General features: G+C 53.6%; 16 protein-coding genes. 11 read left to right on the forward strand and 5 right to left on the reverse strand.

Going from position 1 to position 13,461, the window contains the following annotated elements:
- Window positions 1–69: 69 nt before the first annotated feature.
- On the reverse strand, window positions 70–420 hold the full coding sequence (locus ERE07_RS07930) for an ArsR/SmtB family transcription factor (RefSeq protein ID WP_209021103.1): 351 nt from the start codon (window positions 418–420) through the stop codon (window positions 70–72).
- A gap of 274 nt (window positions 421–694) precedes the next feature.
- Here ERE07_RS07930 and ERE07_RS22340 point away from each other — a divergent pair, with 274 nt between their 5' ends.
- The 11 genes from ERE07_RS22340 to chrA all read left to right on the forward strand — a co-directional run bounded on the left by ERE07_RS22340 (window position 695) and on the right by chrA (window position 9,933).
- Window positions 695–952, forward strand: a complete 258-nt coding sequence (locus ERE07_RS22340) for an ArsR/SmtB family transcription factor (protein WP_167670772.1) — start codon at window positions 695–697, stop codon at window positions 950–952.
- Window positions 953–1,076: 124 nt separating this feature from the next.
- Complete coding sequence (locus ERE07_RS07940; protein ID WP_209021104.1) at window positions 1,077–2,066, forward strand: PstS family phosphate ABC transporter substrate-binding protein; 990 nt, start codon at window positions 1,077–1,079, stop codon at window positions 2,064–2,066.
- A 92-nt stretch (window positions 2,067–2,158) separates the two neighbouring features.
- The gene (pstC, locus tag ERE07_RS07945) at window positions 2,159–3,097 is read left to right on the forward strand and encodes a phosphate ABC transporter permease subunit PstC (RefSeq protein ID WP_130008243.1); all 939 of its coding nucleotides are present in this window, start codon (window positions 2,159–2,161) and stop codon (window positions 3,095–3,097) included.
- Window positions 3,098–4,066, forward strand: coding sequence for a phosphate ABC transporter permease PstA (gene pstA, locus ERE07_RS07950; protein ID WP_130008244.1), 969 nt, complete (start codon window positions 3,098–3,100; stop codon window positions 4,064–4,066).
- A 31-nt stretch (window positions 4,067–4,097) separates the two neighbouring features.
- On the forward strand, window positions 4,098–4,994 hold the full coding sequence (gene pstB / locus ERE07_RS07955) for a phosphate ABC transporter ATP-binding protein PstB (RefSeq protein WP_113933168.1): 897 nt from the start codon (window positions 4,098–4,100) through the stop codon (window positions 4,992–4,994).
- A 28-nt stretch (window positions 4,995–5,022) separates the two neighbouring features.
- Window positions 5,023–5,715 (forward strand): phosphate signaling complex PhoU family protein, encoded by a 693-nt coding sequence (locus ERE07_RS07960; protein ID WP_130008245.1) that lies wholly within the window; start codon window positions 5,023–5,025, stop codon window positions 5,713–5,715.
- Window positions 5,716–5,793: 78 nt separating this feature from the next.
- On the forward strand, window positions 5,794–6,135 hold the full coding sequence (locus ERE07_RS07965) for an ArsR/SmtB family transcription factor (protein WP_113933170.1): 342 nt from the start codon (window positions 5,794–5,796) through the stop codon (window positions 6,133–6,135).
- Between the two features lie 60 nt (window positions 6,136–6,195).
- Entirely contained in the window at window positions 6,196–6,717 is a 522-nt protein-coding gene (locus ERE07_RS07970; RefSeq protein ID WP_130008246.1) for an arsenate reductase ArsC, read from the forward strand.
- A gap of 104 nt (window positions 6,718–6,821) precedes the next feature.
- Window positions 6,822–7,301, forward strand: a complete 480-nt coding sequence (locus ERE07_RS07975) for an arsenate reductase ArsC (RefSeq protein WP_130008247.1) — start codon at window positions 6,822–6,824, stop codon at window positions 7,299–7,301.
- 97 nt (window positions 7,302–7,398) lie between these two features.
- Window positions 7,399–8,685: an arsenic transporter gene (locus tag ERE07_RS07980; RefSeq protein WP_130008248.1), complete on the forward strand. Its 1,287-nt coding sequence runs from the start codon at window positions 7,399–7,401 to the stop codon at window positions 8,683–8,685.
- A gap of 42 nt (window positions 8,686–8,727) precedes the next feature.
- The gene (gene chrA, locus ERE07_RS07985) at window positions 8,728–9,933 is read left to right on the forward strand and encodes a chromate efflux transporter (protein ID WP_130008249.1); all 1,206 of its coding nucleotides are present in this window, start codon (window positions 8,728–8,730) and stop codon (window positions 9,931–9,933) included.
- A gap of 57 nt (window positions 9,934–9,990) precedes the next feature.
- Here the strand turns inward: chrA and phnE (ERE07_RS07990) are convergent, their stop codons facing one another.
- From phnE (ERE07_RS07990) to phnD, 4 genes are read right to left on the reverse strand one after another with little or no spacing between them, the layout of a single operon-like run.
- Entirely contained in the window at window positions 9,991–10,740 is a 750-nt protein-coding gene (gene phnE / locus ERE07_RS07990) for a phosphonate ABC transporter, permease protein PhnE (protein ID WP_245153534.1), read from the reverse strand.
- A gap of 35 nt (window positions 10,741–10,775) precedes the next feature.
- Entirely contained in the window at window positions 10,776–11,588 is an 813-nt protein-coding gene (gene phnE / locus ERE07_RS07995) for a phosphonate ABC transporter, permease protein PhnE (RefSeq protein WP_130008251.1), read from the reverse strand.
- A gap of 11 nt (window positions 11,589–11,599) precedes the next feature.
- Window positions 11,600–12,430, reverse strand: a complete 831-nt coding sequence (phnC, locus tag ERE07_RS08000; RefSeq protein WP_130008252.1) for a phosphonate ABC transporter ATP-binding protein — start codon at window positions 12,428–12,430, stop codon at window positions 11,600–11,602.
- Window positions 12,431–12,442: 12 nt separating this feature from the next.
- Window positions 12,443–13,447 (reverse strand): phosphate/phosphite/phosphonate ABC transporter substrate-binding protein, encoded by a 1,005-nt coding sequence (gene phnD / locus ERE07_RS08005; RefSeq protein ID WP_130008253.1) that lies wholly within the window; start codon window positions 13,445–13,447, stop codon window positions 12,443–12,445.
- Window positions 13,448–13,461: the final 14 nt, after the last annotated feature.

The raw sequence follows: 13,461 nt of genomic DNA on the forward strand, positions 1-13,461 counted from the left end.
CCATTTTTATCAGCTGAAACGCTTGCTTTATCGCATTGAGCGCTTCAGTCGCCATGTGAGTAAGTGCTATCACCATGATTTCGCCCCACTCTCTTGCTCAATGGAGGTCGTATCCGACGCACTGCCAACCATGTTATCAGCCGTACTGGCACAACACTCCAAGGTAAGAAAATCGATGACCTTCAACATCAACGGCAGATTGGCCTGATAACGTATGTATCTACCCTCATGAGTGGCGATCAACAAACTAGCTTGCGTCATCGCTTTTAAGTGGAATGACAGACTTGTTGCGGGGATACGAAGCTGTGTGGCAATCTGGCCGGCCACACATCCGTGCGGCGCATTGCGAACCAACAGTTTATATACATCCAAGCGCACGCTAGACGAAAGGCATTCAAAAACGGCCACGGCGGCATGCATATTTATCATGCCCACCATTATACAAGAATAATAGAATAGTCGAAATATGGAAGCGATCAAAGATTAAATCGACCCGCGTCGCGAAACGCAGTCGTCACACTATTGTCATATTTACGGTTCATTATTTCATCAATTCTCGAATAGTTTGATGACTATGACCATGCAACACGGCCAACAGGCACCACGCTTTGCGCAACAAGATTGCCCCCCGTCCTGTAAAGACGATAGATGCCACCCTTTTATGGCCCTTAAAGCCTTGAATCAGCCCACAAGAATGGAAATTTTCCGCATGGTGCACAACTCTGCCAATGGGGAGTGCGTGGATGTTATAGCAAGCCGATTTTCAGGTCCTTTAAGCAACATTTCACTGCACTTGGCTGTCCTCTCGCGCGCTGGCCTAATAGTCGGTCAGCGCCAAAAACATGCTGTTGTCTACCGCTCGAATCCCCAAGCAGTAGAAGACTTGCTGTGCTACGTCCTGGGCATTGAGACGGACTGGCGATTTGCCCCGGGCGCACGGCGTCATAACTAAATGCGACAGGCGTCATAAGCATGTCATTTTGATGTTTCATAATTTATCGATGGATAGATATCCATGCAAGCCAGTGGCGACCTATGCGTCGGCGTTGGGTTCCTTATCAAGCCAGGAGTTTTTAATGAAATTTAACGTCTTCGTCGGTGCAGCTGCTCTTGCTCTTACCGGCACCACATCGGTTGCTTACGCTCAGAATGTTCCCACGGTACTAATCGACGGTTCCAGCACCGTGTTCCCCATCTCCGAAGCAGTTGCAGAAGAGTTCCAGAAGGAGCAAAAAGGAAAAACTCGCGTCACAGTGGGCGTTTCGGGTACAGGCGGTGGTTTCAAGAAATTTTGTCGCGGAGAGCTTGACATTACTGGTGCTTCGCGCCCCATCAAAAAAGAAGAAATGGAGCTGTGCGCGCAGAACAACGTCGAATATATTGAAATGCCGATCGCCATCGACGCATTAGCCACCATTATTAATCCCGACAACAAGTTTGCCGAATGCCTGTCAGTCGATGAGTTAAAGACCATGTGGGCGCCCGAAGCTCAAGGCAAAATCACAAACTGGAACCAGATTAACCCGAAATTTCCCGATGCACCATTGGTTTTGTTCGGGGCAGGCACGGACTCCGGAACGTATGATTACTATACGTTTGCCATCGTCGGAAAAGAACACTCCAGCCGTGGCGACTTCACCGCCACCGAAGATGATAACGTCACCGTACAAGGCGTTTCGCGCGACAAGAATGCTCTGGGCTTCCTGGGCCTGGCGTATTTCGACCACAACAAAGACAAGATCAAACGCGTCGCGATTCGTCAAGCTGACGGCTCATGCGTGTTGCCTTCGGTCGAAACGGCAGTTGACGGCACCTACCAGCCTCTAACTCGCCCGATTTTCTACTATGTCGATAAATCGAAAGCCGACCAGAAGCATGTTGCTGACTATATCCACTTCGCCTTCAATCCTAAAAACCAGCAAGCGCTTGTGAGCGAAGTAGGCTACGTTGCGTTGCCTGAAAACATTGCCGTGGCAGCAACCAAGAAGTTTGACAATCGCACGACCGGTACCCACTTCGGCGGTGGCTCCAAGGTCGGCGTAAAAATGGATGATTTGGTTAAATAATTAAGCAAACCTGAAACCTTGGCCGACCTTGGGGCTCAGCACGACGCCTCCAAGGTCGGCCAACTTTAATTTTATGCAACGTGGAGCTCCGCATGGATGATGCCATTGCTCGTCCCCCCATCCACCGTTTTATGCCAACGCCAGCGTATCGCGCCCGGCGCATTGCCATGGATCGGATCAGCCGCATAGCCATGTTTTGTGCGGCGGCGCTTTCAGTATTGATCACCACTGGCATCGTCTATGTTCTAGTATCAGAGTCTTGGGGCTTTTTCACCACAGTGCCGCTGCTGGATTTTCTTACCGATACGCAATGGACGCCCGTCTTTGCCAATCCTCGATTCGGTATTTGGCCTTTATTAACGGCCACATTGTGGGCTGCCGGCATTGCTTTGCTGATTGCCATCCCCCTCGGTACCGTATTAGCCATTTACCTCAGTGAATTTGCGCGCCCCTCGGTCAGGGAGACGGTAAAACCGTGCTTAGAGATGCTCGAAGCCGTACCCACGATTGTATATGGGTATTTCGCACTCTTGGTCCTTACGCCCTTTTTCCAGAAATTCATCCCAGGACTTGGTGGTTTTAACCTCTTGGTGCCGGGAATTGTCTTGGGCATTATGATTTTGCCGTATGTCGTTTCAGTAAGTGAGGATGCAATGCGCGCCGTTCCAAGCTCCTTACGCGAAGGCGCCTACGCACTAGGCATGTCACGCTTGCAGACGGGGCTCAGGGTGATTGTTCCTGGTGCATTCTCTGGTATTACCGCCGCATACGTTTTGGGGATGTCCAGGGCTGTGGGGGAAACCATGGTGCTTGCAGTGGCTGCCGGCCAAGGACCAAATCTCACGTTAGATCCGCGCGAAGGAGCCGCCACGATCACTGCTTATATTGTTCAAATGAGCCTGGGCGATTTGCCCCATGGGTCATTGGCGTATCAAAGTATTTTTGCTGTTGGCTTAGTACTGTTCTTGATTACGCTGCTCTTTAACGTAGCCGGCTACTACTTGCGTAAACGCTATCGCGAGGTGTATTAAATGACAACGCAAATTCAAACTGAACAGACGCCCACGCAAGCAGCAGCGCCTGATAATGAGCAGGAACGCGACCGTGCCATTGCGCGCAAATCCCGACGATCCGACTGGCTTTTTGCAGTCGGAGGGCTCATTGTTCTCTTTCTTTCAATGGGCCTGTTACTAGCCCTCTTGTTTGACCTTGCCCTCAGTGGTGCCAGTCGAATCGATTTTGAATTTCTAACCAGTTTCCCCTCTCGCCGTGCCGAAGATGCAGGCATCCTTTCCGCTTGGGTGGGAACCACGCTGGTCATGATTGTCACTGCAATTCTTTCAGTACCGCTCGGGGTAATGGCAGGAATATACCTTGAGGAATACGCGCCAAAAAATTGGGTGACGACACTTATTGACATCAACATCAGTAATCTCGCGGGCGTACCCTCCATCATTTATGGCTTATTGGCGCTAGGCCTGTTCGTCTATATGTTTGACATGGGTTCAACGGTATTGGTGGCGGGCATGGTTTTGGCGCTGCTCATACTCCCAGTCGTAATCGTATCCACTCGTGAAGCGGTAAGAAGCATTCCACAAATCACCAAAGAAGGCGCCTACGGTATTGGCGCGGACAAATGGCAAACCGTTGCTCATTACATCCTACCGGCAGCGCGTCCAGGCATACTGACGGGTGCGATCGTAGGGTTATCACGAGCGGTAGGTGAAACGGCTCCGGTCATCACCATTGGGGCCCTAACCTACATCGCATTTTTGCCTAATTCGCCTCTTCAGTCAGAATTTCCATTCCTTAATTTTGACTGGCTTAACTCGGCGTTTACCGTCATGCCGATACAAATGTTCAATTGGTTATCGCGCCCACAGACCGATTTTCATATTAATGCCGCGGCAACGGGCCTTGTGTTGATCATCATGACGCTTTTGATGAATCTCATTGCCATCGTTATCCGTTATCGGCTACGCCGACAAAACGTCGCATAGAACGCACGTTGACATCTCTCTAAGGTATCCCATGAGCGAACTCGCACTCCCCACACCTCCTATTGAAAAGCACCGCCCTTCGTTGTCTCGAGCACCTGCCTCAAACATTGATGAGGATGAAAAGGAACAAGGACTAACGGCCCCTCCTGTGCTGGTGCACCCTAAACGTGAGTTGCGGGCTGATGTCCGCAAGCTATCGTTTTGGTACGGAGATTTTCAAGCCCTACATGCCGTCAATCTTCCCGTGGTAAATAATGGGGTGACCGCACTCATCGGAGCTTCGGGATGCGGCAAAAGCACTTTGTTGCGCTGTTTCAACCGCATGCATGATCTATACCCGGGCACTCGGTACGATGGCGACATCATGCTGCTACCCGAAGAAAAGAATATTGTGAGTGTAAAAATAGACCCGATTATGGTTCGGCTACGTATCGGCATGGTGTTCCAAAAGCCAAATCCGTTTCCAAAGTCGATCTATGAAAATGTAGCGTCAGGATTACGAGTGCGGGGGATTACTCAACGGGCTGCGCTGGATGAACGAGTGGAGTCCTCGTTACGCCAGGCGGCATTATGGGACGAAGTAAAAGATCGGCTTCACCAATCTGCACTAGGATTATCGGGTGGACAACAACAACGGCTTTGCATTGCAAGAACACTTGCTCCTAATCCTGAAATCATTTTGTTTGACGAACCCACCTCAGCGTTAGACCCCATTGCTACCGCCAAGATTGAGGATCTGTTTCACGACCTACGCTCCGACTACACAATTGTCATCGTGACCCACAATATGCAACAAGCAGCACGTATCTCCGACTATACGGCGTTTATGCACTTGGGTCGAATGGTCGAATTCCAGGCGACAGACGATTTCTTTGTTAATCCATCCCATCTGCGAACGGAACAGTACATTACGGGTCGCTTTGGGTAATTCAGCTTGTATATAAGGAGTTCACACAGTGAGTAATCCGCATACGGTACGTGCCTATGATCAAGAGCTCGCTGCACTAAGCGAAATCTTGATGCAAGTCGGCCATTTCGTCGTCGATGCATTCACGGCGGCTTCCAAAGCGTTATTGCACAAAGATGTACTTGCTGCGCAAGAGGCGATCCAAATCGACGGCCAAATAGATGAGCTATGCGCTCAGGCGGATAAGGATATTTTGTTGCTCATGACAAAGCGCCAGCCGATGAGTCAAGATTTGCAGGAAATATTGGCGGCCATGCGCAGTGCAAACGAGTTTTCGCACATCGGCGATTTAGCGCGAAATATTGCAGAGCGTTCAACCCAATTGCACAGCCCCACTCCTGCCGACAATCTTCATCAAGGCCTTGAAACCTTGTCCATGATGCTATCGGATTTCCTCTCAAGAGTGTCCCTTGCCTATGCATCAAAGGACATTCCAGAGCTGAAAGAGCTATGTCAGGTGGACAGGCTAGTCGATGACGCGTACGCACAAATATTGGACATCATTATCATTGGGCTGGCAAATCATCCCGATCGAACGGGCGACTTGACGCACCTACTTTTTTGCCTTAAGAACATGGACCGAATCGGCGATCATATTTCTCACATCGCTCAAACCCGATATTTGGCATTGACAGGTGCTTTACCGGAGCATGTGAAGCACCACGCTCCAACGGAGCCCTAATGCATACTTGGGTTTGCCTCCTCTCGCTCTCGGGTTGCTTGGCTGGTGTTATTTCGACAATTCAATTAATATAGTTTCATGGAAACTAAATTCGCTGTTAAAGCGCTTGCCGCCATCGCGCACGAATCCCGCTTGGCCGCCTACCGCACCCTCATGCAGGCCGGCCCAGAGGGACTGCCGGCTGGTCAATTGGCTGAGATGATGGGGATTGCACCCTCTTCGTTGTCCTTTCACCTGAAAGAACTCGTTAATGCCGATCTTTTAACCTCGCGCCAAGAGGGACGATTCGTTTTTTATTCAGTTAAGTACAACTCGATGACAAGTCTGTTGGCGTACCTAACCGAAAACTGCTGTGGTGGCAACCCGTGTACGTCCGTCCGAAACGACATGTGCGCCAATACCCAAGACGCAACGCAATAAACATCACCGCTGGTTCCACAAAGTCAACGGTCCAGTTAATCTAGTCGTGGAAGTATTATTATGTCGGACAAAATCTATAACACCCTCTTCCTTTGCACAGGCAACTCAGCGCGCAGCATCATGGCAGAAGTGTTGCTTAATCATCTAGGCCGGGATCGTTTTAGGGCGTACAGCGCTGGCAGCCACCCCGGCGCCCAGGTGAATCCCCTTACTCTTGAAGTCCTTCAGTCGACTCGTCTGCAAGTAGAAGGCTTATGCAGTAAAAGTTGGGACGAGTTTGCTCGACCAGGGGCGCCTCAACTGGACTTTGTTATCACCCTTTGTGATAGTGCAGCCGGAGAAGTATGCCCTGTGTGGCCGGGCCAACCGATTACCGCGCATTGGGGGTTTGAAGACCCATCGGCTTTTGAAGGAACAGCCCAAGAAAAGCGTGAATTCTTCGACAAAATCTTTCGTCAAATTGCAAATCGCATCAAGATTTTCAATAGCTTGCCATTGACAAAGCTGGATCGTGTGGCGATTAAGCGCGAGCTCGACGCACTGGGCGATCGGGTAATGCAAACAAGCACCATCGCTCCTTAATGACTCTATGCGCGTGAAAAGGGCCCTTCAACGTGACCGCCCTTTAGCGGCGGGCCTGAGTCTCTTGTCAGAAACACCTTCCCCACCTCTTTTGTACTGCACATATGAACGTCCTTTTCCTATGCACGGGTAATTCGTGCCGCTCTATCCTGGCCGAAGCCACTTTCAATCATCTTGCCCCCGCTGGCTGGAAGGCCATGAGTGCTGGTAGCCAGCCCACAGGCCAAGTACACCCTAGGTCTTTGGCGTTGCTTGCGCGCGAAGGTATTTCAACAGACGGCTATTTCAGCAAGTCTTGGGATAATCTGCCGCTGACGCCCGACGTGGTCGTCACCGTCTGTGCCAGTGCAGCAGGCGAAACCTGCCCTGCGTATCTGGGACCGGTCATACGTACTCATTGGGGCGTCGAAGACCCTGCCTACGCCACCGGTACCGACGCAGAAATCGACGCGGCGTTCAATACGGCGTATCGCATTTTGCGCTGCCGTATTGAAGCATTCCTGGCTTTGCCACTTACAGATTTGAAAAGTGACCCGGTACGCTTGAAAACCGAAATGGATCGCATCGGCGAGCTTCTTCCTTAATCTTAATGCATCGCCGCGAGCGTTTGCGAATTGACGCTTTGATTCTCAATGTCCCTCCCCGGGGCGCCTTCCCTTTTGCCGTAAAGAGAGACTCCACGTGCTTGCTGCGCTATTGATTTTTATTGTCACCATCGTCCTGGTCATCTGGCAGCCACGCGGCTTGAACATAGGCTGGAGCGCTTCAATCGGCGCCTTGCTCGCGCTGGTTTTCGGCGTGGTCAGCTTGAGCGATATTCCCGTCGTCTGGCAGATCGTATGGAACGCGACCGGCACATTTGTGGCCATCATTATCATCAGCCTGCTGCTGGATGAAGCAGGCTTTTTTGAATGGACGGCGCTGCATGTGGCCAGGTGGGGAGGTGGTCACGGCCGGCGATTATTCGCACTGATTGTCTTGCTGGGGGCCGTGGTGTCGGCGTTCTTTGCCAATGACGGTGCAGCCTTGATCCTGACGCCCATCGTCATGGCCATGTTGTTAGCCTTAGGTTTCACGCCCGCCGCAACGCTGGCTTTCGTCATGGCGGCAGGCTTTATTGCCGATACGGCCAGCCTGCCGCTCATCGTGTCCAACCTGGTCAATATCGTTTCGGCGGATTTCTTCGATATCAGCTTTGCGCGATACGCCGCAGTCATGGTTCCGGTCAACGTTGTTTCAGTTGCCGCCACTTTGCTGATTTTGTTGCTGTATTTTCACCGCAGTATTCCGGTTCGCTACGACGATAGCCAGCTCAAGGAACCGAAAGAGGCGATTCGCGATCTGGCGACCTTTCGCGCCGGTTGGGTGGTGCTAGGATTGTTGCTGGTCAGCTTTTTCACCCTTGAAGGCTTCGGTGTGCCTGTCAGCGCCATTGCAGCCCTGGGAGCGCTGGTGCTGCTTATCGTTGCCGGACGCGGGCATAAAATCAGCACCCTCAAAGTCGTGCGTGAGGCGCCTTGGCCTATCGTGATTTTCTCGCTGGGCATGTACTTGGTCGTTTATGGCCTGCGCAATGCCGGGCTGACGGACATGATCGCCAGCTTACTGGATTATTTCGCCAGTCATGGCTTGTGGGCGGCTACGCTGGGCACGGGCGTGCTGACCGCCCTGCTATCTTCCATTATGAACAACATGCCAACCGTTTTGGTCGGCGCGCTATCTATCGACGCCAGCCAGGCCACAGGCGTAGTCAAAGAGGCCATGGTCTATGCCAATGTCATTGGCAGCGACCTGGGTCCCAAAATCACCCCCATAGGCAGCCTGGCCACACTCCTGTGGCTGCACGTCCTGGCACGCAAGGGCATGGTGATCACCTGGGCTTATTACTTCAAAGTGGGTATTGTGCTGACCTTGCCGGTGTTGCTCGTTACCCTGGCAGCACTTGTTGTACGCCTGGGTGCGTTATAAAGTCGCTCCTTGACTGATGTCTGCATAATATTAAGAGCGATCATGCCCGATACCGCAGGAACTGACCGTAGCCCTTGGGCTGTCTTTCTGATCTTTCTTCGACTGGGTCTTACCTCTTTCGGTGGCCCGGTTGCGCATTTGGGTTACTTCCACGATGAGTTCGTGACGCGACGGCAGTGGTTGAGCGAGCGCAGCTATGCGGATTTAGTGGCGCTCTGCCAATTTCTGCCGGGGCCGGCCAGCAGCCAGGTCGGGATCGCAGTGGGGCTGTCCCGCTCCGGCTATGCCGGAGCGTTGGCCGCGTGGGCGGGCTTCACTTTACCTTCAGCGATTGCCCTGATCCTGTTTGCGCTGGGCATGGCCAGTTACGGGGACGCCATGCCGCCCGGTGTGCTGCACGGCCTGAAGGTGGTCGCTGTGGCTGTCGTGGCTCAAGCGGTATGGGGGATGGCCCGCAAGCTTTGTCCTGATGCATCGCGCGTTACCATCATGGCGTTCGCGGCCTGCCTTGTTCTTCTGGTGCCGTCCGCATGGGCTCAAGTGGGCGTCATCATCATTGCTGCGATCATCGGCCTTCTGTTTTTCAAACCTCAGCAAGGTTCAGAGCACGACCCTCTGCCGATTTTAATCAAGCGCCGAACTGGGCTGCTATGGCTGGCATTGTTTTTTGCGCTGTTGATAGGATTGCCGTTGCTGTCGGCCGTATCATCGAGCCAGGCGCTGTCGATGGTGGATGCTTTCTACCGCGCGGGGTCACTGGTATTTGGCGGCGGGCATGTTGTATTGCCGCTATTGCAAGCCGAAGTCGTGCCCGTCGGCTGGGTTGGCAATGAATCTTTTTTGGCGGGCTACGGTGCCGCGCAGGCAGTCCCCGGCCCTTTGTTCACATTCGCGGCTTTTCTCGGCGCCTCGATGAGCAGCACGCCTTCCGGCTGGTTGGGGGGTCTGATTTGCCTGTTGGCGATCTTCGCACCATCCTTTCTGCTCGTGGTGGGGGCATTGCCGTTCTGGGAGCACATTCGCCGTAACGTCCGCACGCAGGCTGCGCTTTTAGGCGTTAATGCTGCCGTGGTTGGTCTACTGCTGGCTGCCCTTTATCAGCCTGTATGGACGAGCGCGATTCATGCGCCGCAAGACTTTGGCTTGGCCCTTGTGGCGCTGGTCGCACTCATGTTCTGGAAGCTGCCCCCATGGTTGCTTGTGATCGGCAGTGGTGTCGCGGGCTGGTTGCTAAGCGTGGTTCTATGAGGGTTCGAATAGCCCATCAGAGCCAGGCGGCTTATTTGTGAACAGCTAGCCTGCTGTTCAAATAAGCCGCTGGCGTACTTTTGCGGTGACCCATTCGCTGACCACAACGGTGGCGAAGATCACGATCAGCAACATGAATACTTTCGGCCAGGCCAGTGTGCCTAGCGCCGATTCCAGCTTGACCCCGAGACCGCCGGCGCCGACCAGCCCCAGTACTGTGGATTCCCGTATGTTGATGTCCCAACGGAATACGGTCACCCCTGCCAGGGTTGGCGCAATTTGCGGAAAGACACCCCAGGCCATGACCTGTGCAGAACCAGCTCCTGTGGCGGTAATGGCTTCCACTTGCTGGGTATCGATCTCTTCTATCGCCTCGTAAAGCAGTTTACCGATGAAGCCGATGGAGCGCAGGGCAATGGCGATCACCCCGGCCAATACGCCCGGCCCCAGAATAGCCACCAGCAGCAAGGCCCAGATCAAGGAGTTGATCGAGCGCGACGCAACAATAGCCAGTAAGGCAAAGGGCCTGACCCAGGCCGTGCTGGGTGTGGTATTTCGCGCCGCAAGAAAGGCAATAGGGACAGCGATGAGCGTACCCAGCAATGTGCCTAAGGTTGCAATATTCAATGTTTCCCACAGCGGCCACAGCAGTTCCCGGGTGTAGTGCCAGTCGGGAGGGAGCATCCGGGCGCCAATATCAGCGGCCTGCTTAGGCGCGTCAGACACAAAAGACCAGATGGTGTCTTGGGTCATGACTTGAAAGGCCCACGATACCAAGGCCAGTCCCAGGACCCAGGCGGCAAACACGAGCAGATCCTGCCTAGGGCTGCGCACGCGCCACGTTAGAGTATTTTTTTGCGTATCCATCCCGATCCGTACTCAGCGAGCATGACAATGGCGATTATGACGATAAGAATAGCGGCGGCGGTATCGAACTCGTAGCGATCCATGGCGGTATTGAGCGTGGCGCCTATACCCCCTGCCCCAACAATGCCAATGACTGACGATTCGCGAAAGTTGATATCCAGGCGATAAAGCGACAAGCCCACCAAGCGCGGCATAATTTGCGACAGCACCGCAAAATCCAGCACTTGCGCGGTCGACGCACCGGTTGCGCGCAGAGCTTCCAACTGAGCCCCCTGCACTTCCTCAATGTCTTCGGCCAGCAACTTGGCCAGAAAACCGATGGTGGCGAACGTGAGTGTCAGGAAGCCCGCGAAAGGACCGAAACCGAACATGGCGACCAGCAGTATGGCCACGATGATCTCGTTCAGTGTCCGGGAAATCGCAATGAATCCTCGGCAGAACAGGTATATCCCAGCGGGCGCTATATTGCGGGCGGCGCCCAGGGCAAACGGTATGGACAGTGCAATCCCCAGCGCCGTCGCAGTGACCGCCATGGTCAGGCTTTCCTGAAAGCCCAGCAAAATGTCCGAATATCGCGACACGAAATCAGGCTTTACAAAGGCGGCGATGAATTTCCCGCCACGCACCAACCCTTCCGAAACCCGCGCCCAATTGACTTCCAATGAAAGGATGGCCAGGGTCAGATAACACATGGCGCCCAGTAGCAAGCTATGGCGCAGCCAGGCGCGGGCGATGAATGGCGGCTTGCGCCAAGTGTCCGGCAATGTTGATGAGTTCAAGGCAGGCATGATGTAAACGTCTAGCCGACAGCGGCCAGCGACGCCATTTGATCGTCAAAATCGTTGGCGCTGGTGCTGGTGTTGCCAGCCAGACGATCCGTGATGCTGGACCAGTCTTCGTCTCCATAGATGTCGGTCAACACCTTGTGATCCACCTGCGTGGCAGGACCGTCATAGACCATCATGCCCTGTCGCAAGCCAACTATTCTGGGCAGAAACTCCGTGGCCAGCACGACATCGTGTATGTTGATGATGGCAGCAAGCTTATGCTCGGCGCACAATGTCAAGATCAACCGCATAATCTGCCGGGATGTTTTCGGATCCAGGCTGGCCGTGGGCTCGTCGATCAACAAGAAGGCGGGCCGTTGCATCAAGGCTCTGGCAATGCCGACGCGCTGGCGCTGCCCGCCAGAGAGCGCGTCGGCACGCTTGTTTTCCATACCCGCCAGACCTACGCGTTCAAGTAGAGAATAAGCCAGCTGGATATCTTCCGAGGGAAACCGCCTGAACCAGCTTGGCCAGAACCGGATGTAACCCAATCGCCCCGACAGCAGGTTTTCCATGACCGTCAAGCGTTCTACCAGTGCATATTCCTGAAAGATCATGCCAATTTGACGTCGGGCCATGCGCAGGCCCGGCCGTCCGGCATGAGCCAGATCCTGGCCATCCAATAACACCTGGCCTTGTGTCGGCTCAACCAATCTGTTTATACAGCGTATTAGTGTAGATTTACCCGCCCCTGAAGGGCCGATCAAGCCCAGCACTTGCCCTGCGGGAACCGACAGGCTGACCCCACGCAAAGCGGGGTCGCCCGTTGGATAGCGTTTATGTAGCTCTTTGATTTCCAGCACGGTATCGGCGCTTTAATTGCAGGTATAGGTCACACCCATCGCACGATCGATATCGCGCACCACCTGCCAGTATTCCTTGTAGGTGATAGGCATGAATTTTTCTTGTGGCGGCTGGGCGGTGTTGAACTCCTTGGCCAGGTCCGACCCTTCCCATTCAAATGTAAAAAAGGCTTCTTTGACTTTTTCCGCCAGTTCCGGCTTCAGGTTGTGTGCATAACCATATCCGGTTGTCGGGAAGGTTTGCGACTTGTAGATAATATTGAACTGTTCAGGCTTGACGGTACCGCGCGCTTCCATGCGTTGCTTGACCGAATTGGCCACTGCGGCAGCCGGATAATCCTTGTTGGCAACACCTAGAATGGAGTTGTCATGCTTGCCCGAGAACACCGGCGTGTAGTCTTTGTCCGCTTCCATCTTGAATTGGTCGCGCAGCAGGGCCGAAGGCGCCTTGTAGCCGGAGTTGGATGTTTCCGATGTGAAAGCCATGCGCTTTCCCCGGATATCTTCGACCTTCTCGATGCCGCTGCCGGGATGGGTGATGATTTCCATCTCGTAGCCGAACTTATCATCCTTGGACACCATCATCGTAAAAGGAACGAAACCTGCACAATTCACCGCCAGCGGGTTGGAGCCTGTATTGAAGCCGGCTACATGCAGACGGCCGGCGCGCATGGCTTCCAGTTGAGCCGCGTTGCTCTGAACCGGGAAAAACTGAACTTTTTTACCGGTGACCTTGGACATATGCTGGATAAAACCGTCCCACACCTTGGCATAAACCGCCGGATCTTCCACGGGGGTATAAGCAAACACTAATGTGCTGGGATCCACCCACTCTTTGGAATCGGTAGGTGCATCAGCGACCAGATCGCCATCTTTGTCCTGGTAGCGAGCGTCCATCGCATGCGCGGCACTGCCTAGCAATGCCGCAGCCGCCAGGGCGATAGCGGTAAACAACTTGTGTGGCACAAAGGAACTTGTATGTGAAGCGGCGGGCTTCAATTTAAGGGCGGCATTCATGGTTATCTCCGTTT

The organism is Allopusillimonas ginsengisoli (genome assembly GCF_004153455.1).
Lineage (GTDB): Bacteria > Pseudomonadota > Gammaproteobacteria > Burkholderiales > Burkholderiaceae_B > Allopusillimonas > Allopusillimonas ginsengisoli.

Coding starts and splice junctions, on each gene's coding strand:
- ERE07_RS07970 (WP_130008246.1), top strand. CDS start 6,196: ATGTCGGACAAAATCTATAACACCCTCTTCCTTTGCACAGGCAACTCA.
- pstC (WP_130008243.1), top strand. CDS start 2,159: ATGGATGATGCCATTGCTCGTCCCCCCATCCACCGTTTTATGCCAACG.
- pstB (WP_113933168.1), top strand. CDS start 4,098: ATGAGCGAACTCGCACTCCCCACACCTCCTATTGAAAAGCACCGCCCT.
- ERE07_RS22340 (WP_167670772.1), top strand. CDS start 695: ATGGAAATTTTCCGCATGGTGCACAACTCTGCCAATGGGGAGTGCGTG.
- chrA (WP_130008249.1), top strand. CDS start 8,728: ATGCCCGATACCGCAGGAACTGACCGTAGCCCTTGGGCTGTCTTTCTG.
- pstA (WP_130008244.1), top strand. CDS start 3,098: ATGACAACGCAAATTCAAACTGAACAGACGCCCACGCAAGCAGCAGCG.
- phnD (WP_130008253.1), bottom strand. CDS start 13,447: ATGAATGCCGCCCTTAAATTGAAGCCCGCCGCTTCACATACAAGTTCC.
- ERE07_RS07975 (WP_130008247.1), top strand. CDS start 6,822: ATGAACGTCCTTTTCCTATGCACGGGTAATTCGTGCCGCTCTATCCTG.
- ERE07_RS07965 (WP_113933170.1), top strand. CDS start 5,794: ATGGAAACTAAATTCGCTGTTAAAGCGCTTGCCGCCATCGCGCACGAA.
- ERE07_RS07930 (WP_209021103.1), bottom strand. CDS start 420: ATGCATGCCGCCGTGGCCGTTTTTGAATGCCTTTCGTCTAGCGTGCGC.
- ERE07_RS07940 (WP_209021104.1), top strand. CDS start 1,077: ATGAAATTTAACGTCTTCGTCGGTGCAGCTGCTCTTGCTCTTACCGGC.
- phnE (WP_130008251.1), bottom strand. CDS start 11,588: ATGCCTGCCTTGAACTCATCAACATTGCCGGACACTTGGCGCAAGCCG.